20 protein-coding genes are annotated in these 22,740 nt (G+C 41.5%); 8 read left to right on the top strand and 12 right to left on the bottom strand.

Annotation, left to right across the window (positions count from 1 at the left end; all coding sequences use genetic code 11):
* Positions 1 to 154 precede the first annotated feature (154 nt).
* The 11 genes from QZ576_RS20800 to pheT all read right to left on the bottom strand — a co-directional run bounded on the left by QZ576_RS20800 (position 155) and on the right by pheT (position 13,418).
* Positions 155 to 610 carry a V-type ATP synthase subunit K gene (locus QZ576_RS20800; protein ID WP_297101018.1) on the bottom strand — a complete coding sequence of 152 codons (456 nt, stop codon included), beginning with the start codon at positions 608 to 610 and terminating at the stop codon, positions 155 to 157.
* A 63-nt stretch (positions 611 to 673) separates the two neighbouring features.
* The gene (locus QZ576_RS20805; protein ID WP_297101021.1) at positions 674 to 2,479 is read right to left on the bottom strand and encodes a V-type ATPase 116kDa subunit family protein; all 1,806 of its coding nucleotides are present in this window, start codon (positions 2,477 to 2,479) and stop codon (positions 674 to 676) included.
* Positions 2,476 to 3,081 carry a V-type ATP synthase subunit D gene (locus QZ576_RS20810; protein ID WP_297101023.1) on the bottom strand — a complete coding sequence of 202 codons (606 nt, stop codon included), beginning with the start codon at positions 3,079 to 3,081 and terminating at the stop codon, positions 2,476 to 2,478. Before QZ576_RS20810 ends, QZ576_RS20805 begins: the two co-directional genes overlap by 4 nt.
* Before the next feature lie 16 nt (positions 3,082 to 3,097).
* Positions 3,098 to 4,216 (bottom strand): universal stress protein, encoded by a 1,119-nt coding sequence (locus QZ576_RS20815; protein WP_297101026.1) that lies wholly within the window; start codon positions 4,214 to 4,216, stop codon positions 3,098 to 3,100.
* Between the two features lie 19 nt (positions 4,217 to 4,235).
* A complete protein-coding gene (locus QZ576_RS20820) occupies positions 4,236 to 5,561 on the bottom strand; it encodes a V-type ATP synthase subunit B (RefSeq protein WP_297101029.1) in 1,326 nt (441 codons plus the stop codon).
* An 11-nt stretch (positions 5,562 to 5,572) separates the two neighbouring features.
* Positions 5,573 to 7,345: a V-type ATP synthase subunit A gene (locus QZ576_RS20825; protein WP_297101032.1), complete on the bottom strand. Its 1,773-nt coding sequence runs from the start codon at positions 7,343 to 7,345 to the stop codon at positions 5,573 to 5,575.
* Between the two features lie 6 nt (positions 7,346 to 7,351).
* Positions 7,352 to 8,209: a DUF2764 family protein gene (locus QZ576_RS20830; RefSeq protein WP_297101035.1), complete on the bottom strand. Its 858-nt coding sequence runs from the start codon at positions 8,207 to 8,209 to the stop codon at positions 7,352 to 7,354.
* A 100-nt stretch (positions 8,210 to 8,309) separates the two neighbouring features.
* Positions 8,310 to 8,936 carry a V-type ATP synthase subunit E gene (locus QZ576_RS20835; protein ID WP_297101038.1) on the bottom strand — a complete coding sequence of 209 codons (627 nt, stop codon included), beginning with the start codon at positions 8,934 to 8,936 and terminating at the stop codon, positions 8,310 to 8,312.
* Between the two features lie 20 nt (positions 8,937 to 8,956).
* The gene (locus QZ576_RS20840; protein WP_297101041.1) at positions 8,957 to 9,826 is read right to left on the bottom strand and encodes a universal stress protein; all 870 of its coding nucleotides are present in this window, start codon (positions 9,824 to 9,826) and stop codon (positions 8,957 to 8,959) included.
* Positions 9,827 to 9,990: 164 nt separating this feature from the next.
* Complete coding sequence (locus QZ576_RS20845; protein WP_297101044.1) at positions 9,991 to 10,893, bottom strand: DMT family transporter; 903 nt, start codon at positions 10,891 to 10,893, stop codon at positions 9,991 to 9,993.
* 74 nt (positions 10,894 to 10,967) lie between these two features.
* Positions 10,968 to 13,418 carry a phenylalanine--tRNA ligase subunit beta gene (pheT, locus tag QZ576_RS20850; RefSeq protein ID WP_297101047.1) on the bottom strand — a complete coding sequence of 817 codons (2,451 nt, stop codon included), beginning with the start codon at positions 13,416 to 13,418 and terminating at the stop codon, positions 10,968 to 10,970.
* Positions 13,419 to 14,125: 707 nt separating this feature from the next.
* On the opposite strand from pheT, the gene QZ576_RS20855 reads away from it, so the two are divergent.
* The 4 genes from QZ576_RS20855 (at position 14,126) to QZ576_RS20870 (ending at position 18,105) form a co-directional block, all read left to right on the top strand.
* Positions 14,126 to 16,246, top strand: a complete 2,121-nt coding sequence (locus QZ576_RS20855; protein WP_297101051.1) for a M3 family metallopeptidase — start codon at positions 14,126 to 14,128, stop codon at positions 16,244 to 16,246.
* Positions 16,247 to 16,415: 169 nt separating this feature from the next.
* Positions 16,416 to 16,961, top strand: coding sequence for a sigma-70 family RNA polymerase sigma factor (locus tag QZ576_RS20860; RefSeq protein WP_297101054.1), 546 nt, complete (start codon positions 16,416 to 16,418; stop codon positions 16,959 to 16,961).
* A complete protein-coding gene (locus QZ576_RS20865; RefSeq protein ID WP_297101057.1) occupies positions 16,915 to 17,484 on the top strand; it encodes a hypothetical protein in 570 nt (189 codons plus the stop codon). The genes QZ576_RS20860 and QZ576_RS20865 overlap by 47 nt, the downstream gene beginning before the upstream one ends.
* 120 nt (positions 17,485 to 17,604) lie before the next feature.
* Complete coding sequence (locus QZ576_RS20870; protein WP_297101059.1) at positions 17,605 to 18,105, top strand: DUF4252 domain-containing protein; 501 nt, start codon at positions 17,605 to 17,607, stop codon at positions 18,103 to 18,105.
* A gap of 636 nt (positions 18,106 to 18,741) precedes the next feature.
* On the opposite strand, the gene QZ576_RS20875 is transcribed toward QZ576_RS20870, so the two are convergent.
* Positions 18,742 to 19,587 (bottom strand): Nif3-like dinuclear metal center hexameric protein, encoded by an 846-nt coding sequence (locus QZ576_RS20875; protein WP_297101062.1) that lies wholly within the window; start codon positions 19,585 to 19,587, stop codon positions 18,742 to 18,744.
* Positions 19,588 to 19,925: 338 nt separating this feature from the next.
* Here QZ576_RS20875 and QZ576_RS20880 point away from each other — a divergent pair, with 338 nt between their 5' ends.
* From QZ576_RS20880 to QZ576_RS20895, 4 genes are all read left to right on the top strand, one after another.
* Entirely contained in the window at positions 19,926 to 20,153 is a 228-nt protein-coding gene (locus QZ576_RS20880) for a ferredoxin family protein (protein WP_297101065.1), read from the top strand.
* A 63-nt stretch (positions 20,154 to 20,216) separates the two neighbouring features.
* A complete protein-coding gene (locus QZ576_RS20885; protein ID WP_297101068.1) occupies positions 20,217 to 21,338 on the top strand; it encodes a 3-methyl-2-oxobutanoate dehydrogenase subunit VorB in 1,122 nt (373 codons plus the stop codon).
* Positions 21,316 to 22,137, top strand: coding sequence for a thiamine pyrophosphate-dependent enzyme (locus QZ576_RS20890; protein WP_297101073.1), 822 nt, complete (start codon positions 21,316 to 21,318; stop codon positions 22,135 to 22,137). The genes QZ576_RS20885 and QZ576_RS20890 overlap by 23 nt, the downstream gene beginning before the upstream one ends.
* A gap of 12 nt (positions 22,138 to 22,149) precedes the next feature.
* Positions 22,150 to 22,701, top strand: a complete 552-nt coding sequence (locus tag QZ576_RS20895; RefSeq protein ID WP_297101076.1) for a 2-oxoacid:acceptor oxidoreductase family protein — start codon at positions 22,150 to 22,152, stop codon at positions 22,699 to 22,701.
* Positions 22,702 to 22,740: the final 39 nt, after the last annotated feature.

A 22,740-nucleotide genomic window follows, 5' to 3' on the forward strand; every position in this document is an offset into this window, starting at 1 on the left:
ACCGAAGCGGTCAAACGGGGCAGACTGTAAATCTGTTGGCTCAGCCTTCGTAGGTTCGAATCCTGCTCTTCCCACAAAAGGGAATAACTGAAAAGTTGTTCCCTTTTTTTATGCCTTTTCAGAAACAGGTTCCCAACAGAATTTCTCGTTTTACCTACAAACTCATACTAATTAAAAAAGTAGCGGCAAAAGCAATAATCGCATACAATTCCGGAAATACGGCCAGTACCATAGTTTTTCCAAAAATATCGTGACCCGATCCGATGCCGGCAATTCCGTTTGAGGTTACCGCTCCCTGGTTTAGTGCAGAGAAAAATCCAACAAAACCCAGTGTTAATCCGGCTGCCATTATTGCTACGCCTTGCAGCATGGTCATGTCGGCTGCAATAATTCCCTGGCTGTTGATGATAAAAAAGCCCGCAAAACCGTATAATCCCTGCGTCCCGGGCAAAGCGCTCAGTAGCAGGTAACTACCAAATTTGTCGGGTTTCTTCTTGAGTGCGCCAACTGTTGCATTTCCTCCTTTTGAGACGCCAACAGCACTTCCAACACCTGAAAAAATGAGCATTATTGCTAAACCTATGTAGGCTAAAATAACTGCAGTTGTCATAGTTGTAGTTGTTTAAAGTTTATTGTTTTATATTTTTCTAATTAATCCTTCATCTATTATCCTTCATCCTTTATTATTTATCCTTCCAAACGGCTTGTATTCTTCGCCGCCGCCTTTAAAACCAGCATTTTTGTAAAACTCTACAAAGGTTAAACGCATGGGGTGAACAAACGAGCCAAGCGACGAAATAAGAATATTTAAAGTGTGTCCCAGTAATAGAAAAATCACAAAAAATACAGGGCCTATAATCTTCGACGATCCTAAAATCTGTAAGCCAATATCGTTGATTACAAAACCTAAAATGGCGCTCGATAAACCCAATGCAAACAGACGGATGTACGAAAGAAGGTCGCCAAAAATGCCTGTAACGGTTGAGTACACATCCCAAACGCCTTTGCCGATGCGGGCAAAAACATTCACGCCCGGATCACTGAAAAAGAGAATGAAAAATCCGCCCAGTGCCAGTATTCCATATAAAATGGTTTTGTTTTTTGGGATGATTTCGGCTCCGGATAGCACTGTGTAAACAATGCTTCCAATGAGAATGACCAGCCAGCCATAAGTTGCCAGCGCGTAGCTGAAACCAAACTGTTTGGTTTGGTTGGCGGCTTTTATAAACAGTCCAAAAATGATTTGTATGCCGCCCAGTATCAGCGCCAGGTTAAACATCTTGTCCGGGTTAAGGAAAAGATGCTGAACCTTTTCGGTTAAGGCAAAATCTGTGTCAATAAGATTAATGCCAAAGAAAGTTCCTGAAATGGCTCCGAATAGAATTGTAGCAATACCTAAAAACTGAATCAGGCTTAAATACGGTTTAACTTCCGGTTTGGCTTTTAGTTTATACAAACCTGCGCCAATAACAAACAGTAATCCGTAGCCGGCGTCGCCCAGACAAAAACCAAAGAACAGCATAAAAAACGGCGCAAAAAATACAGTTAAATCGAGCTCGGCGTAATCGGGTAATGAGAACATGGATCCGATCGGCTCGAAGAGTTTACCAAAACGGTTGTTTTTAAGTAACACCGGAATTTTGTCGTCGGGTTTGGCTTTGCGCGAAAAATAAACCGCATCGCTGTCTTTTAAAAATTGGTTCAGAGCGGGTGTTTTGGTGTGCGGAACCCATCCTTCAAGTACCATTAATTTGTCCTCAGCCTCTTTGAAAGTATTTCGAATTACCTTGTCGAATTCCAGCGATCGAATCAGCGTTGTTTTTTGTTCTTCCAGCAAATAAATGGAGTTGTTGGCGTAGCAGTTAAAAGTTGTGTTGATCGCTTTTATTCGTTCTTCCGTTTCCCGAATCAGCTTTTCAATTGCTGAATGGGGCAGAGGTGGTAATTCAAGCAGTTCTGCATCAATATCAATATCTTCTTCGTTCTGTTGGATGTACACAAATCGCACCTGGCTGGCCGTTTCTGAAATAATTGCTATCGGCTGATTGTTTTGTTCCAGCTCAATGAATCTCTTTTTTGAGGTACTATAAAAAAGTAAATGGATTCTTTCAGTTTTTAGCTGCTCGATTAAATCAGGCGAAAAATTTCCCCATGGTAATGCTTTTTGCGCAGCTTTATTTAAGGACTCCAAATGGCCTTCCAATTCTTCCAGCTCTTTTTGTTTCTCGGTCAGGTCGTCAAGAATTTTCGGCGCCGAATTTATTTTTGGTTTTTCGGTTGTTTCACTTTCTATTTTCTGCAGAAAACTTATTGCTCGTTCGTATTTATGCAATTCGGCAACTTTTTTTGTGGTTGCTTCCGAAAGCTCAACGTCATGCTCTGCAATGTGGACAAGTCCCAGTCTGTTCAGTTCAATCAGAAAATCTTCGTATTCCCTGTGAAAAACCAGAAATGTATATTTTAACATCGGAACGATCATACTGCCGTTGCTTTTTGTTTCTGCTGTCGTTTTTTTACAATTTTTTGTGCCGATTTCGAAAGGTTTTCCTCGTCTTCCAGAAATCGTTTAATTTTCCTGATCGCATCTTCGTAACCCGGAATCTGTACTTTTTCGTAGAGATTTACCTTTTGTGTTGTTTTTTTTCTGGCCCTGTCGAGCAAAGCCATTTTGCGTGCATAAAACTCGCGCGCGGTAACAATTCGTGCCACTTCTTTTACAAACGAAATTCCTGCCGGAAACCAATCAGGTTTTGAAAAAAGGCTAAAATCTTTCTCCTTAAAAATTATTTCGTTCATAACAGGAATAGAGACTCCCGCAATTTTTTTGCTCGAAATACTCACGTTTTCAATTCGTATTAATTCGGGTAAAAACTCGTTCCACAACCCCGCCGAAAGTTCCTCTTCGCGTATCTTCATTTGCAATTGCTCTTCAAGATCAACGGTTTGGTCTTTTGCTTTTTTAACCTCCAAACGAAGAGCGGCTTCCTTGTTTTTTAAGGTAGGTAGCGCCTTTAGCCTGATCTTCAGTTGTTTATTCAGGTTGTGCAGAGACGTTTTATTATATTGAAATTTTATAGCCAATTTTTTATTTTAAAGTTTACACCGGAAATACCAGAATTGGAATATTTGCTTTTGCCACGAGTGTTGATACCAGGTCGGTGTGGAACAGTTTGTAAAAGCCCGAGTGTTTTATTTTCGAAAGCGAAATAATGTCGATGTCTTTCTGAGCAACAAATTCCTCAATTCCTTTAATCAGGTTTTTACTCTCAAAAAGCTCACATCTTATATGGTAATCGCTGTAATCTCGCTCGAGCATTGCGTTTAATTCCTTCACTTTTTGCTGGTGCTGCGCATCATTTTGTATATCAAAATGAACGCAATAGATTTTTTTCTTAATCGGTTCCAATATCTTCAGTAATTTGTTTAGCGACGAATTATCAGAATCATAAAAATCGGTGGAGTACATCACGTTTACCTGTTCTTTTCCTTTAAAAACGGCCGATAAAGGAACTGCCAAAACCGAATGATTCGTTTGTTCTATCACCTTGATCAGCGTTTTTCCAAGAAACTCACCATCGGCATGTTTTGTGGCTCGTGTTCCCATTAAAATGATATCGGGATTGTAGCGTTTACACGAGGCGGTGATTACGTTTTCGGGCGTTCCTTTTAGCATTCGGTAGTGCAATTTTACTGCATTAAAAAGTTCGGGCGGAACCTGTTTTTTAAGTTCCCGACTAAATTCTACCAGTTTCTGCTGCGCCTTTTTGTGGGCTTCCTTCAGCTCCATTTTTACATACTTTTCCCACGAGGTCGTATAGCGTCTGGGCTCGTTAAAATTAGGATCGGGATAAACGTACAAAACCTTAATCTCAGCATTTTGTTTTAAGGCCAGCCCAATGGCATATTTACACAGATCGATGCAGTCTTCGCTGAGTTTTACCGGAAGGAGAATTTTTCGCAGGTTGGTAAAACTCACGTCGTCTTTAACTTTATCGAGGTCGTAATCTTTGTGTAGCTGCAAAAGTCGGGCAATGGCTTTTTCCGATTGCCGGGCCTTCACTTTTAGTAGCACTTCATCGGGATTGTATCGCTCACCGGGGACCATACCCTCATTGGTGAAAAATACTTCAATCCCTTTCTCCTCCAGCTTATCTTTTACAAAAGACCCGAGCTGGGGTGTCGAAATCCTAAGGATTGTAACTAATTGATTTTCCATAACAACTCCATTTAATGTTTCATTTTATCTGTTTTCCATATTTCTCCACCAACTCGGCTTTTATGCCTGTTTCGGCGTGCGAGAAATATTTATCGAATAGTTTCCATGCCGTATCTATCATCGTGTCGATTTCAATATTAATGTCGATGGCAAGCAATTCGTTTGCATAATCTTTGGCAAAACTCATGGTGCGTTTGTCGTAATCGGTCAGATCGAAACCATTTTCAATTTTGGTTTTGGCGTTTGCAGCATCGGCGTACAACCGGATAGCTGCATTCATTACCTGTGGATGATCTTCGCGTGTTTTTTTGCCAATTACCAGCTGTTTCAGGCGCGATAAACTTCGGAACGGATCGATGATAACTTTGCCAATGTCGGTTTCTTTACGAAGGAAGAGTTGTCCTTCAGTAATGTAGCCGGTGTTGTCGGGAATGGCGTGCGTAATGTCGCCGCCCGAAAGTGTGGTGACAGCTATAATGGTTATTGAACCACCATCGGGGAACTGCACCGCTTTTTCATACAATTTGGCCAGATCGCTGTACAACGAACCGGGCATGCTGTCTTTCGACGGGATCTGATCCATTCGGTTTGAAACGATACTTAGCGCATCGGCATACAAAGTCATATCGGTGAGAAGTACCAGTACATTTTGATTCTTTTCAACTGCAAAATATTCAGCAGCCGACAGCGCCATATCCGGAACCAGCAAACGCTCAACAGGAGGATTTTCGGTGGTATTTACAAAACTGATAATACGGTCGATGGCTCCTGCATTTTCAAAAAGGTTTTTGAAAAACAGGTAATCATCGTTGGTAATTCCCATGCCGCCCAAAATGATTTTATCGGCTTTTGCACGTAAAGCTACCATTGCCATAACCTGGTTATAAGGCTGGTCGGGATCGGCAAAAAACGGAATTTTCTGTCCGGTTACCAGCGTGTTGTTCAGGTCGATTCCTGCAATTCCTGTCGCAATCAATTCCGAGGGCTGTTTACGGCGAACAGGATTAACCGAGGGGCCACCAATTTCTATCAACTTGCCGTCAATTTCGGGGCCGCCGTCAATTGGTTGACCATATGCGTTAAAGAATCGTCCGGCCAGCTCGTCGCCCACAGCAAGTTGCGGAGCGTGACCCAGAAAAACTACTTCTGCATTGGTAGGAATTCCTTCCGTTCCCGAAAAAATCTGCAGCGTTACCAGGTCGCCTTCAATTTTAACTACCTGCGCCAATCGGTCGTTTACAAGGGCCATTTCCTCGTTGCCAACCCCTGTGGCGTGTAACGAGCAGGTTGCTTTCGTTATCTGATCAACTTTGGTATGTATTTTCTGAAAAGCTGTAGTTTCCATTCTCTTCGCATTTATATTTGTTTGGTTTCAACAACTGCTTTTTCGTTTATTATCTCTCCCAATTCCTTTTCAAATTTTTTGAATTGTTCCGATTCAAACTCGGAATAATTCATCTGTTTCAGCACGTTTATTATTTTTTTGAAGTAGGGATTCACTTCCTCAAAATGCTCGAAAGCAAATTTGGTATTATTGATGTTCAGTACTTTTTCGAGCATGTATTGCTGGCGTTCAATGGGGGTTGATGCATCAATCTTGTCAAAAGCATCTTGCTGCAGAATTACAAAATCGATCACCTCCGATTTCCAGAATGTTTCGTGATAATGAATCGGTACACCATCATCTCCCAGAATATTTATTTGTTCGTAAGTTTCGCGTCCGCGCACAAGGATGTTTCGGGCCTCAAGAATATTGTCTACCCACTTTGGCGAAATGGCTTTGGATACATAATCGACATACTCCGGATATTCGAGGTATTTCGAGTAACTCTCCACTGCATCGATGGCGGGGTAGCGTTTACTGTCGGCACGGTTTTGCGACAGGGCATAAAAACACCGCGCTGCTTTTTTGGTGGCTTCGGTAACCGGTTCTTTCAGGTTACCACCGGCCGGCGAAACGGTTCCAATAAAAGTTACCGATCCGGTTTCTCCATTATTCAGATTTACAAAGCCGGCACGCGAGTAAAAATTGGAGATAATGGCCGGCAAATCCATCGGGAATGCGTCGGGACCGGGAAGTTCTTCCATGCGATTCGACATTTCGCGTAAAGCCTGTGCCCAGCGCGAGGTGGAGTCGGCCAGCAACAATATTTTCAGTCCCATCGAACGGTAATACTCAGCAATTGTCATAGCCGTGTAAACCGATGCTTCGCGGGCAGCCACGGGCATGTTAGAAGTGTTGGCAATAATAGTGGTGCGCTCCATGAGTTTACGACCGGTGCGCGGGTCGTCCAGCTCCGGAAATTCAGCAAATATTTCTACCACTTCGTTGGCACGCTCGCCGCAGGCTGCAACCACGATCATGTCGGCATCGGCTTGTTTCGACAGGGCGTGTTGCAGAACGGTTTTTCCTGTTCCAAATGGGCCGGGAATAAAACCTGTTCCTCCTTCAACAATTGGTGTGAAACTGTCGATGACCCGGATTCCGGTTTCGAGGAATTTAGCCGGGCGTGGTTTATTCTTGTAAGTCTTGATCGGGACTTTTACCGGCCATTTTTGAATCATGGAAACTTCATGTTCATTACCGTCCTCGTCTTCCAAAATGGCAATGGTATCCTCAATTTTATAATCGCCTGCAACTACAATTTTCTTCACTTTAAAATCGCCTTTAAATTTAAAAGGCACCATAATTTTATGTGCGATCCAGTTTTCGGTAACTTCTCCCAACCACGATCCGGCCTCTACTTCATCGCCAACTTTTGCAAGTGGTTTAAAACTCCAGTCTTTGTCCACTTCCAAAGGGTGAGTGTAATCGCCTTTTTGCAGGAAGACACCTTCCATTTTATCGAGATCGTGTTGAAGGCCGTCAAAATTTTTCGATAGAATTCCGGGGCCAAGAGTCGCTTCCAGCATGTGCCCCGTGAATTCTACAGGAGTTCCGGTTTTTAATCCTCGCGTGCTTTCAAAAACTTGTATGTAGGCGTTTTCGGAACCAATACGAATCACCTCCGCCATCAATTTTACAGCGTCGTGATTAATGTAGCAGATCTCGTTTTGCGAAACCGGGCCACTAACTTTAACCACCACCAGGTTTGATATTATTCCGACAACTTTTCCTGTTGTAGCCATATTGTTTTATTTAGTCAAGCTGAACTCCGCAGGGAATTCATAACTCGTTAATAATTCGTCAATTAGTTTGTCGAGCAACTGCTTTCCTGTTTCTTTGTCCAGTTTCATCCACCGTTCGATTAGCTGGAGTTTTATGGTAAAAGCCAGCACCTTCTCGATGGTGAAAAAGTTGAAGAAGGTATTTTCATCCAGGTATTCCCATTTGATTTTATCCACTGCTTTTTCCTTTTCCATCCATTCCACATTCGATTCGGCAATCTTAAAAAGCTCGTCGTGGAAGGGGAGCAGCTCCTCGAAATAATCCGCTTTTAGTTTGTTTTCGATGAGAAGCGAATAGACCACACATTCGCCTTCAACTTCCAGTAAATGTGTTTCCGGCTCGTAGTTGTATTTTTTGCAGTTAAAAGCGGTAAATATATTTTTCAGGTTGAGCTCAAAACGAAACCAATTCTGCAGAAATGAATTTGGGCAGTCAATTGCGTGTTCGTAAAACAAAGTGGTAAGGATATTTTTATCCTCTAAATCAGCCTGTTTTTTATCCACGCCTTTCATCCAGCATAAAAATGTTTTCATATACTCCGGCAGCTCAATTTCTTCGTTCTCAGGCGAAAACTGAAATTCCAATTCGTGTTTGGTAATGTTGCCGGGGTAGAAGTTTGGATTGTTCTGCCCGAAAAAAATGTTGAGCAGATTCAGGTTATCGAAAGGTAAAAAGAGGTATTCAACCAACTTAAAGTCGGACGGACTAAGCTGGTGTTGCAGTTCTTCCCTGAATACGCTGCTGGTAACCGTTGTTTTGCTCTCGTCGAAGAACAAATCGGGAAGCCCGGCAATCAAACAATAATATTCTCTTTTTATCAGCATAACCGAATTTTAAATGGTCATTAAATCATTTAAAGCCCGGTGTAACTAGCTCAAAATTTATGGTTGTATCACAACTTTCGCAGAGTTCCCTTTCGGGGTCTTACTCTGTTTCAACGGCATCAAACAGTAATTTTTTTGTTCCGTCTTTAAGGTATTGTTTAAAATAATTTGCAAAGTCTTGTGCGGTGAAACTGATGAGGTAACTGCCATCCTTTGGGCCAATTCTGAAACCTGATTTTAATTTGGGATCCACTGAAATTTCAATGCCGTTATTCATGGCTTCGGTTGCTTTTTTTTGCAGGAAAGCAGTCAGTTCTTTTTGATCATCGGGAGGAAGAAGCAGGTTGAGATTCATGTTTTTTCCGGCTTTCGGATCCCACTTTTCAAGTAATGTGAGTATGATCTTTTTGATGAAATCGCTGTCGTTAAAGGCTTCGTTAACCGGGGAATTGATTTGGGCCGTACTTACAAGCTCGGTAATTTGTTGTTTTAAATGACTGATAAACTGACGCGCAGCCAGTTGTAATTCGGCTTCTGTTCGTTTTTTGTCTTCCTCTGCTTTTTTTTGTGCGTTGCGAATAATTTCTTCCTGTGTTTTTTTCGCCGACTGAATAATTCTATCGGCTTTTTCTTTTGCTTCAGCAATCAGCTGGTTGGCATCGTCTTTGGCTTTGGTAATGCCCTCGTTGTAGATTTTTTGCGTTATTTCTTCAATGCGGTCAGTCATAGTTTTTGGTTTAGCAGGTTTTATATGGCATCCAGATCATATTTTTGGGTGACGCCGCCAACAGTAAAAACCGGTTTTTTACAACCGTGTACAATTTCCGAAACAAAGGTTCCAATCTTTTTTCCGGTGAACCGCGATTCCTGGTGCGTACGGATGATCACCATTCCGGCATCCACTTCCTCGATATAGTTGAGCACCGCTGTGTGGTTGGCCTGGTCGTGCACTTTTAAGATGTGAACCTCGCATTCAACGCCACGTTTTTCAAGCATCGTTTTTAACTTCTCAGCATTTTTATAGGCTAAACTTTTTCGCTCTTCAATATCGATGTTAAGTGCAGAAACGATATGAATTTTTGCCTTCATTCTTTTTGCAAAAAATGTAGCCCAATACAAGCGTTTTTTGGTGTGCTGAGAAATATCAATTGGAACAACGATACTATTGATTTCAGTTACCGGATATGATTTGTTGACAGACAGTACCGGGCAATACGACTTGCTCACATAACGGCTGATATCGGCGGGTGTAAAGTGCTCGTTATTGGCATGTTTGCTTTTGTCTATCATTACAAAATCGTAACCACCACGTTCCGATTCGGCGATCAACGTGTTAATAATTTTTCCCCAGCCAATTCGTAAAATTATGTTATTTGGAATGTCGGTTCCCAGGCTCTTTTTTACAAATTCTGTAAACTTGTTCAGGGCACCCTGGTGGCGAATTTGGTTTCGTTTCGATTTTGGATTATGAAGAAATGCAGGCCCGGTTTTTATGACGTCGAGAAGGAAGATGCGCATGTTCAACGCATTGGTAAAAAACAAGGCTTGTTTTAAAATACTTTCTCCATCACGGTTTTGAGGGATGTGTGTCAGAATACTATTCGATCTATAGTTCATAGCTATTCTTGTTAAAAGTTGTATCCCAATGCAATATGTAAGAAGTTGTTGACTTTCGCTTTTGTTCTTGTATATACGAAAACGGGGGAATTAGTTACACAATTTTGGCTTAGAACATATATAATTAAGATGTTAAAGCGGGGCGATAAAATGGCTGAAATGGTTTAGCGCGATTTGCTTTTACGGGCCACCAGAACAGCGCCAATAAATACTAGTGCAGCACCAACAATTGTAATGGCAGAAAACCGCTCGTGTTCCACCCACGAAACATTGAGCTCGGTTAAAATTCCCATGGTAATAAAAGTGATCATCGGGTTTAAAATAATGATGATACTAACTTTATTGGCTTCGGTGTATTTTAGGGCTTTCCCGATGCAGGTGTAAGCGATAAAAGTGTTGGCGCCTAAAAATATGAGAAGCAACCACCAGCTCCAGCTAAGTTCAAGCAATGGACCAAACTTTATAAACGGGAGGTACAAAATTGATGGAAGTCCGAACAATACAAGGTTCAGGCTGTCGACGGAAAAAGTACGAACCAGTTTCTTTTGCAAAATGGCATAAACCGACCACGCAACGGCACCCGATATAGTTAGGAGAATTCCGAGTTGGTAAGTTCCGGCAGTTTCGAAAAAGGCCTGTAGCTGGTCGCGGTAGAAAAATGAAAATCCGAATATGGCAATTGAAAATCCAATGACCTGGTTTCGGAGCAGTTTTTCTTTAAAAATAAGGAAGCCGGCAACAGCTAAAATAAGCGGTCCGGTTTGAATAAAAAGTTGCGCATTACTGGGCGTTGTGTGGTGAATTCCCAACATATAACCCATGTAATTCCACGAGAGTGCCAAAGCTGCAAAAATCAATAAGAGGGGAGGTTTAATAAGAATTTTGAAGGAAGACGGCGTTTGAAAAGCCTGCCAGATGGCGAGAATAATAAAGGCCACCACAAAACGAATCCAAACCACTGTAACCGGATCGACTTTGCGCACGGCAACTTTTAAGGCGATAGCTAAAAAGCCCCAAAAGAAAGCTGTTATTGCAGCGTAAACGATTCCTTTTGTGTGGTTCTGCATCTTTTATCGAATTCCTTTAAACAAACATCCCGGAATTAATCCGGGATGCAAGTTAGTTTATATGTGGTGATATTTTAGCGTAATTCAGCACCAAAATCCCTTTGAAAAGCCATAATCAGCTTTTGCATGGATTTATCAATCTGCTTGTCTTTTAGTGTTTTGTTGTCATCGCGCAGGATGAAACTTACGGCGTACGATTTTTTACCATCAGGTACACCTTTGCCTTCGTACACATCGAACAAGTCAACTTCGCGTAGTAGCTGACGCTCCATTTTAAATGCAGTTTCTTTCAGCTGGCTGAACTTAACTGATTTATCAAGCAACAAGGCTAAATCGCGACGAACGGCCGGGAATTTAGACAACTCGTTAAACAGCACTTTGTGGTTTTTGTGTGCTTTAAATACACTGTCCCAATTGAAATCGGCGTAATAAACCGGATTCTCAATCTCGAATTTCTTCAACCATTTTCCGGCAACAATACCCAATTTCAGAACAACTTTGTTGTTGAAAGTGTAAGCCAGCACTTCGCTGAACAACTCGTCCTCGCAATCGTCAATCTGCATATTGTCTGCAGATAAACCAAGGCGTTTCAGAATATTTTCAGCGTATGATTTTAATCCGTAGAACGAAGCAGCTTCTTCTTTTATCGTCCAGCTTTCCGCCTCCTTATTTCCTGTTACGAACAATCCAAGGTGACTTTCTTCCCAATAATTATTGGCAGGCTGGTCTTTTAACTGCGTGCCTTTGTAAAAGTAGGTGTTACCGAATTCGTAAATCTTCAGGTTTTTATTCTGGCGGTTGGCGTTGTATGCAATACATTCAAGTGCACCGAATAACAGCGTTTGGCGCATTCCGTTTAAGTCCGCACTCAACGGGTTCAGCATTTTTACTGATTGCTCATCTTTGTACTGCTCCAAACCTTCGTAGTAGCTCGATTTTGTTAACGAGTTCGACCAGATTTCGTTAAAACCCTGCGAAGTCAGCATTTCTGCCACAAGGTTTTTAACGCTGTCAGGATTTGGTTTGTCGGCAGTTTGCAACGACGATTTTACCTGAGTAGGAATTTCAATGTTGTTGTATCCGTATATTCTCAGGATCTCTTCAATAACATCGGCTTCGCGTTTTACATCAACACGGTAAGCCGGAACAAGTAATTCCAAACCGGTTTCGTTCTCGCTTTCAATTTTAATTTCCAGCGATTCCAAAATGCTTTTTACGGCATCAGCACCCAGATCTTTACCAATCAAACGAGAAATGTTTGCAAACGAAACACTCACTTTAAAATCCTCAATTGGATTCGGGTAAATATCAATAATGTCAGAAGAAATAGTTCCTCCGGCAATTTCTTTAATCATTAAAGCGGCACGTTTAAGCGCATAAATTTGTCCGTTAGGATCAACACCGCGCTCGAAACGGAATGAAGCATCCGTGTTCAAACCATGACGGCGGGCAGTTTTACGAATATAAACCGGATCGAAATAAGCACTTTCCAAAAACACTTTTTTACTTGATTCCTTAATGCCCGATTTCATTCCGCCAAAAACACCACCAATGCACATGGCTTCTTCGGCATTGCAGATCATCAAATCGTTTTCGTCCAGTTCGCGTTCCACTTCGTCCAGTGTAGTGAACTTAGTTTTTGCAGGCAGGGTTTTTACAATCACTTTTCCGCCGGTAATTTCATCGGCATCAAAAGCGTGCAAAGGCTGAGCGGTTTCGAATAATACATAATTGGTAATATCCACTACGTTGTTAATTGGTGTGAGCCCGATCATTTTTAATCGGTTCTGCAACCACTCCGGCGATTCTTTTACTTCAATTCCCGAAATAGTTACCGCAGCATAACGCGGACAAGCTTCGGTATTTTCTACTTTTACCGGAATTACCAGATCGTTATTGTCAACTTTAAAGTCGTCAACTGATGGTTTTGTATATTCAATGTCCTGTGTCTTTTTCAGGAAGGCTGCCAAATCGCGGGCTGCTCCAATAAATGACGCTCCGTCGATACGGTTTGGAGTAAGGTCGATTTCAATTACCCAATCCGACTCCACATTAAAATAATCTTTGGCCTGCATTCCCACTTTTGCGTGAGGATCAAGTACCATAATTCCGTCGTGGTTTTGTCCCAAACCAATTTCATCTTCGGCACAAATCATTCCCATCGACACTTCGCCACGGATCTTTGATTTTTTAATTTTAAATTCCTGGTCGCCATCATAAAGCGTAGTTCCAACGGTAGCCACAACCACTTTTTGTCCGGCCGCAACGTTTGGTGCACCGCAAACAATCGGCAATACTTCTTCGGTGCCGACGTTTACTGTTGTTTTGCTTAAATGATCTGAATTCGGATGTTGCTCACAGGTAATAACTTCTCCAATTACCAATCCGGCCAAACCACCTTTTACGGTTTCAACCTCTTCTAAACCGCCAACTTCTAAACCGGTTTGCGTTAGAATGTCGCAAATCTCTTCGGGCGATTGTTCCAGTTTAATGTAATCTTTTAACCAGGAATATGAAATTTTCATCTTATAATGATTTTTCTGTCAATTTTTTTTGAATCGCACAAAAGTACTGATTTTTATAACATATACATAAGCAGCTTTCTGCTAATCACAAAGAATTAAAAAAGGATAATAGTGAGTTGTTTAATTATGTGATCCGGATTAGGATGTAGTGCTTTAGGTTTTTATTTAGAAGTGGATAAATGCAGGGCTGTAATAAAAGCCATTTTAGAATTTCTAATGTAGCTTTTGTCTTCATGCCAGACGGGCAGTTTCTTTTGCAGTCGATCAAAAGAAACCAAAAATCTTGTCAAAAAAAACCTTTGTGTTTTTTCAATGTAGCCAATTAGCCCGACTGACGGATTTTTGACGAGCCCGCACCAAATTTGCCCTCAAGTCCGCCTTCGAGAAAAAGCGTTAAGAAAATAAATGGAGAGAGCGTCAAAAAATCAAGTCTGTTTGACGCTCGTTAGCCCTGAAGCATGAAGGGCTAAAAGGAGGAGTTTCTTGATTTTAGTGAAAGGAATTTATTTTTAGCTTTTTATCGTCAGCGGTGGCTTTTTTGAATACCTTTTTCAGCTACTGGAAAAAGTATTTCCCACCTGGAAAGGCATTTGAAAGCTTTCTTGAAGCATTTAAAACCGTAAAAAACTTGAATTCTGTCATTTATGAATGGTGCGAAAAGTATTATCTTGCGCAGCTAAATTTGAATTATCATTAATATTAGGGAAATGAAGAAACTGCTATTTTTTGTTTTTATCCTGGGTTTGGTGGTCACATCGTGCCAAACACAGAAAAAAGAAAGTACAAGTAACATGGAGAATCCGTTTTTTGTGGAATGGGACACGCCATTTGGTGTTCCGCCGTTTGATCAGATTGAAAACGAACATTTTCGTCCTGCTTTTGCAGAGGGAATGCGTTTGCACAAAGAGGAAATTGACGCAATTGTAAACAATCCGGAAGCGCCGACTTTTGAAAATACAATGGTTGCGCTGGATAAAGCCGGATCGTTTTTGAATCGCGTAAGTAATGTGTTCAGTAACTTGAGCAGTGCAGACACTAACGACAGTATTCAGGCAATTGAAAAGGATATCGAGCCGCTTTTATCGGCACACTACGACGATATCAACCTGAATGAAGGTTTATTCAAAAAAGTGAAAGCGGTATACGAGCAACGTGAAAACCTTGATCTGACAACTGAGGAAGCTCGTTTTTTAGAGAAAAAATACAAGTCGTTTGTTCGTGGTGGTGCTGAACTTCCGGCTGATAAAAAAGCCAGCATGCGCGAGATTAATGGTGAGTTGGCAACGCTGTCGGTACAATTCGGAGAGCACGTTTTGAAAGATAACAACGCTTTCAAACTGGTTATCGAAGATGAGGCTGATTTGGAAGGTCTGCCAGCGTCTTCTGTTTCGGCTGCTGCTGCCACTGCAAAAGAAGAAGGACAAGAGGGAAAATGGATTTTCACCATTAGCCGTCCAAGTATGTATCCGTTCCTTACTTATTCGCCAAACCGCGAGTTGCGCGAGAAGTTGTACAAAGGTTACATCATGAAAGGTGATAATGGCAACGAGTTCGACAACAACAAAATTGTTGCTCGCATTGCTGAATTACGTAGCGAGCGTGCAAAACTATTCGGTTACAACAACCATGCAGAATACATTCTGGCCGAAAACATGGCTAAAAATCCTGAAAATGTATACGATATTTTAACTCAGGTTTGGGAAAAAGCACTTCCGGTTGCAAAACAAGAGGTAGTTGATATGCAGGCTATTGCCGACAAAGAAGGCGCCAACATTAAAATTGAAGGCTGGGATTGGTGGTACTATGCCGAGAAAGTACGTCAGGATAAATATGCATTGAGCGAAGAAGATGTAAAACCATATTTCCAGGTTGACAACGTACAGAAAGGTATTTTTACTTTGGCTAATAAGCTTTGGGGAATCACTTTCAGCGAAAGAACTGATTTGCCGAAATACCATAAAGACGGAAAAGTTTTCGAGGTGAAAGAAGCTGATGGAAGTACCATCGGAATTTTTTATACCGACTATTTTGCACGCCCAAGCAAACGCGGTGGAGCATGGATGAGCTCTTTCCGCAAACAGGAAATGATCGATGGCGAAAACGTTATTCCGGTAATTACCAACGTTTGTAACTTCCCGGCTCCAACAGAAGATATGCCTTCGTTGTTAAGTTTGGATCAGGTAACTACAATGTTCCACGAGTTTGGTCACGGTTTGCACGGATTACTTTCTAATTGCGAAACACACACTTTGTCGGGAACTTCGGTTTCACGCGACTTTGTTGAGCTTCCATCGCAAATTATGGAAAACTGGGCTTTCGAACCTGAAATGTTGGCATTGTACGCAAAACACTATAAAACAGGAGAAGTAATTCCTGATGAGTTAGTTACAAAAATCAACAATGCAGCACACTTTAACCAGGGTTTTGCAACAATCGAATTCCTGGCAGCCGGATTGTTGGATATGGATTTCCATACCTTAAATGAAGTGGAGCCAAATATGGATGTTGAGGCTTTCGAAAAAGCGTCGATGGATAAATATGGATTGATTCCGCAAATTGCTCCACGTTATCGCAGTACCTACTTCTCGCATATTTTCTCAGGAGGTTATTCTTCTGGTTACTATGCTTATTTGTGGGCCGAAGTATTGGATAAAGATGCTTTCCAGGCGTTTAAAGAAAACGGTTTGTTTGACCAGGAAACCGCTGCTTCATTCCGCGCGAATGTATTGTCGAAAGGTGGATCAGACGATCCGATGAAATTGTACCTGCAGTTCCGCGGAAAAGAACCGGGAATTGAGCCACTGCTGAAAGGTAGAGGTTTGATGTAAGAATTGATAAGTTTATTCAAGAGATATAAAGAAAGGTCGCCATTGGCGGCCTTTTTTGTTTTATACCGTGTTTTTAATGAAAAAAATAACCAAGCGATGTAATGCAATTGTAAGTCCCGCGTCTTAACTTTGAAAACAAGCAAAAAACGAAAACAAAACAAAGGAGCACATGGTTGCCAAGGATTTTAAAATAAGTGTACTACCGGTCAGTAATAAGCTGCTTCGTTTTGCAACGCGCTTTTTACACGACGAAGATCAGGCACGCGATGTGGTGCAGGATGTGTTCCTTAAATTATGGCAACGAAAGGAAACGCTCGACGAAGTGGAAAACATTGAGGCTTTTGCGATGCGAATGACACGAAACCGCTGCCTCGATGTAATTAGAGCGAATAAAACCGTTCCGATAGATGAAGACACAGACCGAAGATTAAAGGCGAAAACGATAGACGTTCATTCAAAAGTTGAGTTAGGTGAGTCGGCAAAGCAAATTAAAATGCTGATAGGGCAACTGCCCGAATTGCAGCAAAATATAATGCACATGCGCGACATCGAACAACTCTCGTACGACGAGATTGAAGAAGCCACCGGACTACAACGAAATGCGATAAGGGTAAACCTTTCGAGAGCACGAAAAAAAGTGCGCGATGAATATTTAAAAATGAATAGAAATGATGGAAGTTCAAGAAATACTACGATTACTGCAACGCTACTTTGATGGCGAAACAACAGAGGCTGGAGAGCAACAACTGAATGCTTATTTTCAGTCGGGCGAAGTGGCAGAAGAGTTGGCAGAGTACACCGAATTTTTCGGAGGTATATCGGAATTGGCGGGAGCAGCAGATGATCCGACCATTGAAGACGATGTGATGGATTATATTCTGGAAAACGAACACCGCGATAAAACGAAATACCTCACCATGTGGAAAACGGTTACCGGAATTGCCGCCACAGTGATCATTGTTTTGGGTGGTTTCCTGTTCTACCAGGAGCAGCAAAAACCTTACGACGATACGTTTAAAGATCCTGAAGAAGCTTATGCTTATGCAGCCAAAACGCTGCAGTTTGTAGGCAGTAAATACAACACGGGAATGGCGCACTTAGCCGAATTTGATAAGCTAAGAAAAGGAAGTGAACCTGTTAAAAAAGCCACCGAACCGGTAGTAGAGTTTTACGAAGGAATTGAAAAAATAGAAGCGACAGAAGCAAGTAGCCCGTTGCAGGATTTAGACAGCTTGTAATGAGCAGACGGCTTCGACTTAAAATAGTGAAAAAAGCATTCAGAAAAGATGTAGTTGGCGCGCATTCTGCAAGTTCTGAGTGGAAACAGAAAAGTACAAACAATTAAAAAAACGAATATCATGAAAAAGTTATTATTGATTTTAGCAGTTGTATTGCCCATGGCAGTATTTGCACAAAAAAGCCCGGTTGACAAGTTATTCGACAAATATGCCAACCAAAAGGGAATGACCACCGTGAATATTTCCGGTAAATTACTGGGATTTGCTGCCCAGATTGAAACAGGCGACAAAGACACGCAGGAGTTGTTATCTGGATTGAACGGCGTTCGAATTCTGTCGGTGGAAGATGATGCCTTAAATGAAAAGCTTGATTTTTACAAAGAATTGGAAGCTGATGGTTTTTTCAAAAACAACGATTTTGAAGTGTTGATGGAAGTAACCGAAGACGATGAAATCGTTCGTTTCCTGGCACGCGATGCAGGTAACGGTAAGATATCAGATCTGATTCTGGTAGTAGGAGGAGATGACAACGCATTGATCAGCATCAGTGGAATAATCGATCCGCAAAATATTGGTAAGATCACCAAAGCAGTAAATGTAGATGTAGGTGATTTTGAATAACCGAGTTTACCATCGAATCTAACCATATCGAAAAAATCTGGGTTTTGCCCGGATTTTTTTATGCTTTAGATTAAAATGTTGTAGTCTAAAAATTATAAAGGCTTATTGTTTTTGAGGACGGCGTCCTACTAGATGAAGAATATGAAGCAAAATTATGGTGCTATTGTCTTCAAGCCAGACGGGCTCTTTCTTTTGTTCACAGAAATAGAAATATGAGGTGTTCACGATTTCGCTTTGCTCAATTCCAATCGATGAAAAGGAAGTCCCGATTTTATCGGGATCAAAAAATAACCTTTGCGTTTTTTCAATGTAGCCAATTGGCCCGACTGACGGATTTTTGACGAGTCCGCACAAATCTTGCCCTCAAGTCCGCCTTCGAGAAAAAGCGTTAAGAAAATAAAGGGAGAGAACGTTAAAAAATCAAGTCTGTTCGACGCTCGTTAGACCTGAAGTATGAAGGTCTAAAAGGAGGAGTTTCTTGATTTTAGTGAAAGGAATTTATTTTTAGTTTTTTATCGTCAGCGGTGGCTTTTTTGAATCCTTTTTCAGCTATAGGAAAAAGGATTTCCCGTCTGGAAAGACAAGAAGTTATTTCTAAATGAATCGTTAGGATAGTACAAATATCCAGCAAAATAATCAGAATGTCATAAAATTAGCATCATTCTCAATAAAATGAACCGGCACACCTTTTACAAATCCTTTTAGCCATTGCACACAATAATCCATGCCGGCCTCTTCCGACTTTATATGCCCCAGAAAAATTACGGCTTTATTCTTTCCTAAAGTAGTTGCATCATTGGCATAAAGGTATGTTTCCCATTCGCTTGCTTCGCCGGCTAACATTACTTCAACGTCGGGCAGATTAAGCATTTGAATTTGGCGAGCACCACCTGGTGCCCCAACTGCCAGACCAACTTTGGTAAATTTCATATCTGGGTTGCCTATTACGCGAACAGTTTGTAAGCCAAATTTATCTTTTAATTCACCTGCGAAATCAGATAATTTCTTCTCCGGCATTTTATATAGTCTGCCTTCATCGTTAACGGCGTAATTCTGCCAACCCAGTTTTTCAATCATTCCGGCATAAATTCCATCGGGTTTAGTCATGTGAATATGATCATGAAATCGAAATACAACTAATTGGTGATCTTCGATGAATTTGCGCTTTTCATTATAAACCGGGTAGTTTGCATACGCATCGGTTTCATCAAGGTGATTATAAAAGATAGGTTCGTGGGTAATAATAAAGTTGCAATTCATTTCAACTGCCTTTTGCAGGGTACGCATATCGGCGAACATACAAACTGCAATACCTTTTATTTCAGTATCGGGATCGCCAACTTTAAATACATCAACAGTGGTTTCGGCCCAATCGCAGGTAACGTTTTCTTTCATTAGGTTTACTACCGCCTGTGGAGTTATTTTGTTTTGTGCAAAAGTCCAAAATGGAATAAGGATTACGAAAAGCAAAAGTTTCTTCATTGGTTTAAATTTTAAATGGTATTGATGCCACCAAAAGTAAAGAATTTTTATTTGTAGTGGCGCCGCATACCTGCTGTAGCTGGTGTACAAAATAGATATTGTTCAATATCCGGACTTAGAAAGCAACTATTGTTGCACACATTTTATGTTGTATAAAATAGTTTTGTCATGAGAGTAGAAACTCAAAATAATTTACGGTGATAAAATTCGAATCTGAAAGAAAATATCCATTAAAATTTAAGAACTCAAACCACTGGTTATAAAAGTCTAATAAGCTGATTTTTATGGGTTTTTTACGTCGTTCAGATTATTAATTTTGTTAGAAAATCAATAGAAAAATGGCAAAAGTACAAGGAGCAGTTGTTGTTGATAAGGAAGGCTGCAAAGGCTGCAGTCTGTGTGTGGAAGCTTGTCCGCACGATGTATTGGCATTACACAAAGAGGTAAACAGCAAAGGGTATCATTACTCGTACATGAGTAATCCTGATGCTTGTATCGGATGCGCCAATTGTGGTGTTGTTTGTCCGGATACGTGCATAACGATTTACCGTGCAAAAGCCAGTTAGGAAAGGATTAATTGAAAGTACTAAGGATTAATCAATCAACAATCGACAATTAAAAAATTAGATATGGGAGAATTAAGATTAATGAAAGGAAATGAGGTGTTGGCCGAGGCTGCCATCCGCTGTGGATGCGACGGTTATTTTGGCTATCCCATAACACCTCAGTCGGAAGTGATGGAAACACTTATGGCGCGCCAGCCCTGGAATGAAACAGGAATGACGGTACTACAAGCCGAAAGTGAAGTTGCTTCGATAAATATGGTTTACGGTGCTGCTGCCACCGGCAAAAAGGTTATGACTTCTTCTTCGAGCCCGGGTATTAGCCTTATGGCCGAAGGAATCTCGTACATCGCCGGAGCAGAATTACCTTGTTTAATTGTAAACGTGCAACGTGGCGGCCCCGGATTGGGAACCATTCAGCCGTCGCAGGCCGATTATTTTCAGAGTGTAAAAGGTGGTGGTCACGGCGATTATAAAATGATTGTGTTGGCACCGGCATCGGTTCAGGAAATGAACGACTTTGTTGATCTTGGTTTCGAACTGGCCTTTAAATATCGAAATCCGGCAATGATTTTGGCCGATGGTGCTATTGGCCAGATGATGGAAAAAGTGGAACTGGCCGACCAGAAACAACGCTGGACAAAAGAGGAGATTCTGGAAATGAGCAGCGACTGGGCTACAACCGGTAAAACTGCCAACCGTAAAAAGAACATTGTGACTTCGCTGGAGATGGATTCTGATAAAATGGAAGAAAATAACCGTCGTTTCCAGGAGAAGTACCGTAAGATGGAAGAAGAGGAGGTGCGCTACGAAGCTATTCAATGCGACGATGCAGAATTTGTAATTGTAGCATTCGGAACGTCGGCACGTGTTTGCCAAAAGGCAGTGGAAATTGCCCGCGCAAAAGGATTAAAAGTTGGATTGCTTCGTCCGATTACATTGTTCCCGTTCCCTAAAAAAGCCATACAGGAACTGGCGCGTAAAGCCAAAGGTTTCCTTTCGGTTGAAATGAGCGCCGGACAAATGGTTGAAGATATCAAGCTATCGGTTTACGAGGCCGGAAGCAATGCACGAGTGAATTATTTCGGTCGTATGGGAGGTCTTATTCCTACACCGGATGAGGTAGTAGAAGCATTGGAAGAAAAATTTTCATGGGAGTTAAGTTATGGAGTTAAACGTAGTTACTAAACCGGAGGAGATTATGGATATTAAAGAAATAATTAAACCGGAAAACCTGGTTTATCAGAAGTCGGAATTACTGAACGACGATATTATGCACTACTGCCCGGGATGTTCTCATGGAGTAGTTCATAAGATACTTGCAGAATTAATTGACGAAATGGGCCTTCAGGAAAAAACCGTTGGTATTGCTCCTGTAGGTTGTGCCGTTTTTGCTTACAATTATATCGATATTGACTGGCAGGAAGCTGCTCACGGTCGTGCACCTGCAGTGGCAACCGGTGTTGCCCGCGTAAACCCTGACAATTTTGTTTTCACCTATCAGGGCGATGGCGATTTGGCATCGATTGGAGCAGCCGAAATAATGCACGCCTGTAACCGTGGAGAGAATATTCTCGTGATTTTCATCAATAATGGAATTTACGGAATGACCGGTGGCCAAATGGCACCAACAACACTCGAAGGAATGGTTACAGCTACTACTCCTAATGGACGTAATGTTGATTTAAACGGTTATCCGATGAAGATCACCAATTTGATCGCTCAACTGCCCGGAACATCGTATGTAACACGCCAGGCGGTGCACACTGCAGCTACAGCTCGCAAATGTAAACGATCGCTGAAAAAAGCGATTCAGAATGTACTGGATAAAAAAGGAACTTCATTTGTTGAGGTGGTTTCAACCTGTAACTCGGGATGGAAAATGAGTCCGGTGGAAGCTAACAAATGGATGGATGAGAACATGATTCCATACTATCCGTTAGGCGATTTGAAAGACAGTGTAAAAGGTGAACATTCGGAAAATTAAAAAATTGAAGCTATGACAGAAGAAATGATAATTGCCGGATTTGGAGGACAAGGTGTACTTTCAATGGGTAAAATTCTTGCTTACTCGGGTATTATGGAAGACAAGGAAGTAACCTGGTTCCCATCGTACGGACCTGAAATGCGCGGTGGAACGGCCAACGTTACTGTAATTGTTAGCGATACCCGCATTAGTTCGCCTATTTTGCAGGAGTTTGACACTGCCATTATTCTGAACCAACAGAGTATGGACAAATTCGAAAAGGCAGTAAAACCCGGTGGTACGTTGCTGTACGATCCGAATGGAGTGATCAATCCGCCAACGCGTACGGATATTAACATCTTTAAAGTGGAAGCCACAAAAACGGCTGTTGAGATGGGAAATCCAAAGGTGTTTAATATGATCGTTTTTGGAAGTTACCTGAAAGTACGACCTATTCTTTCGCTGGACAACGTGGAAAAAGGTTTGGAAAAATCGCTTCCGGAACGTTACCATAAATTGATTCCGCTAAACCTTGAGGCCATTAAAAAAGGTCAGGAGATTGTGGATGATGTTCAACTGGTTTAAAAAAATTGAAACTAATTATAGAAAACCTCTCATCTGTTT

Origin of the sequence: uncultured Draconibacterium sp. (assembly GCF_913060805.1) — a bacterium.
GTDB lineage: Bacteria > Bacteroidota > Bacteroidia > Bacteroidales > Prolixibacteraceae > Draconibacterium.

Excerpts from the sequence above, each read along its gene's own strand:
- QZ576_RS20865 (WP_297101057.1), top strand. The coding sequence starts at position 16,915 with ATGATGGAAGTTCAAGAAATACTACGATTACTGCAACGCTACTTTGAT.
- QZ576_RS20800 (WP_297101018.1), bottom strand. The coding sequence starts at position 610 with ATGACAACTGCAGTTATTTTAGCCTACATAGGTTTAGCAATAATGCTC.
- QZ576_RS20885 (WP_297101068.1), top strand. The coding sequence starts at position 20,217 with ATGGGAGAATTAAGATTAATGAAAGGAAATGAGGTGTTGGCCGAGGCT.
- QZ576_RS20880 (WP_297101065.1), top strand. The coding sequence starts at position 19,926 with ATGGCAAAAGTACAAGGAGCAGTTGTTGTTGATAAGGAAGGCTGCAAA.
- QZ576_RS20835 (WP_297101038.1), bottom strand. The coding sequence starts at position 8,936 with ATGACTGACCGCATTGAAGAAATAACGCAAAAAATCTACAACGAGGGC.
- QZ576_RS20820 (WP_297101029.1), bottom strand. The coding sequence starts at position 5,561 with ATGGAAACTACAGCTTTTCAGAAAATACATACCAAAGTTGATCAGATA.
- QZ576_RS20895 (WP_297101076.1), top strand. The coding sequence starts at position 22,150 with ATGACAGAAGAAATGATAATTGCCGGATTTGGAGGACAAGGTGTACTT.
- QZ576_RS20860 (WP_297101054.1), top strand. The coding sequence starts at position 16,416 with ATGGTTGCCAAGGATTTTAAAATAAGTGTACTACCGGTCAGTAATAAG.
- QZ576_RS20815 (WP_297101026.1), bottom strand. The coding sequence starts at position 4,216 with ATGGAAAATCAATTAGTTACAATCCTTAGGATTTCGACACCCCAGCTC.
- QZ576_RS20840 (WP_297101041.1), bottom strand. The coding sequence starts at position 9,826 with ATGAACTATAGATCGAATAGTATTCTGACACACATCCCTCAAAACCGT.
- QZ576_RS20875 (WP_297101062.1), bottom strand. The coding sequence starts at position 19,587 with ATGAAGAAACTTTTGCTTTTCGTAATCCTTATTCCATTTTGGACTTTT.
- pheT (WP_297101047.1), bottom strand. The coding sequence starts at position 13,418 with ATGAAAATTTCATATTCCTGGTTAAAAGATTACATTAAACTGGAACAA.
- QZ576_RS20845 (WP_297101044.1), bottom strand. The coding sequence starts at position 10,893 with ATGCAGAACCACACAAAAGGAATCGTTTACGCTGCAATAACAGCTTTC.
- QZ576_RS20870 (WP_297101059.1), top strand. The coding sequence starts at position 17,605 with ATGAAAAAGTTATTATTGATTTTAGCAGTTGTATTGCCCATGGCAGTA.
- QZ576_RS20805 (WP_297101021.1), bottom strand. The coding sequence starts at position 2,479 with ATGATCGTTCCGATGTTAAAATATACATTTCTGGTTTTTCACAGGGAA.
- QZ576_RS20830 (WP_297101035.1), bottom strand. The coding sequence starts at position 8,209 with ATGCTGATAAAAAGAGAATATTATTGTTTGATTGCCGGGCTTCCCGAT.
- QZ576_RS20825 (WP_297101032.1), bottom strand. The coding sequence starts at position 7,345 with ATGGCTACAACAGGAAAAGTTGTCGGAATAATATCAAACCTGGTGGTG.
- QZ576_RS20855 (WP_297101051.1), top strand. The coding sequence starts at position 14,126 with ATGAAGAAACTGCTATTTTTTGTTTTTATCCTGGGTTTGGTGGTCACA.
- QZ576_RS20890 (WP_297101073.1), top strand. The coding sequence starts at position 21,316 with ATGGAGTTAAACGTAGTTACTAAACCGGAGGAGATTATGGATATTAAA.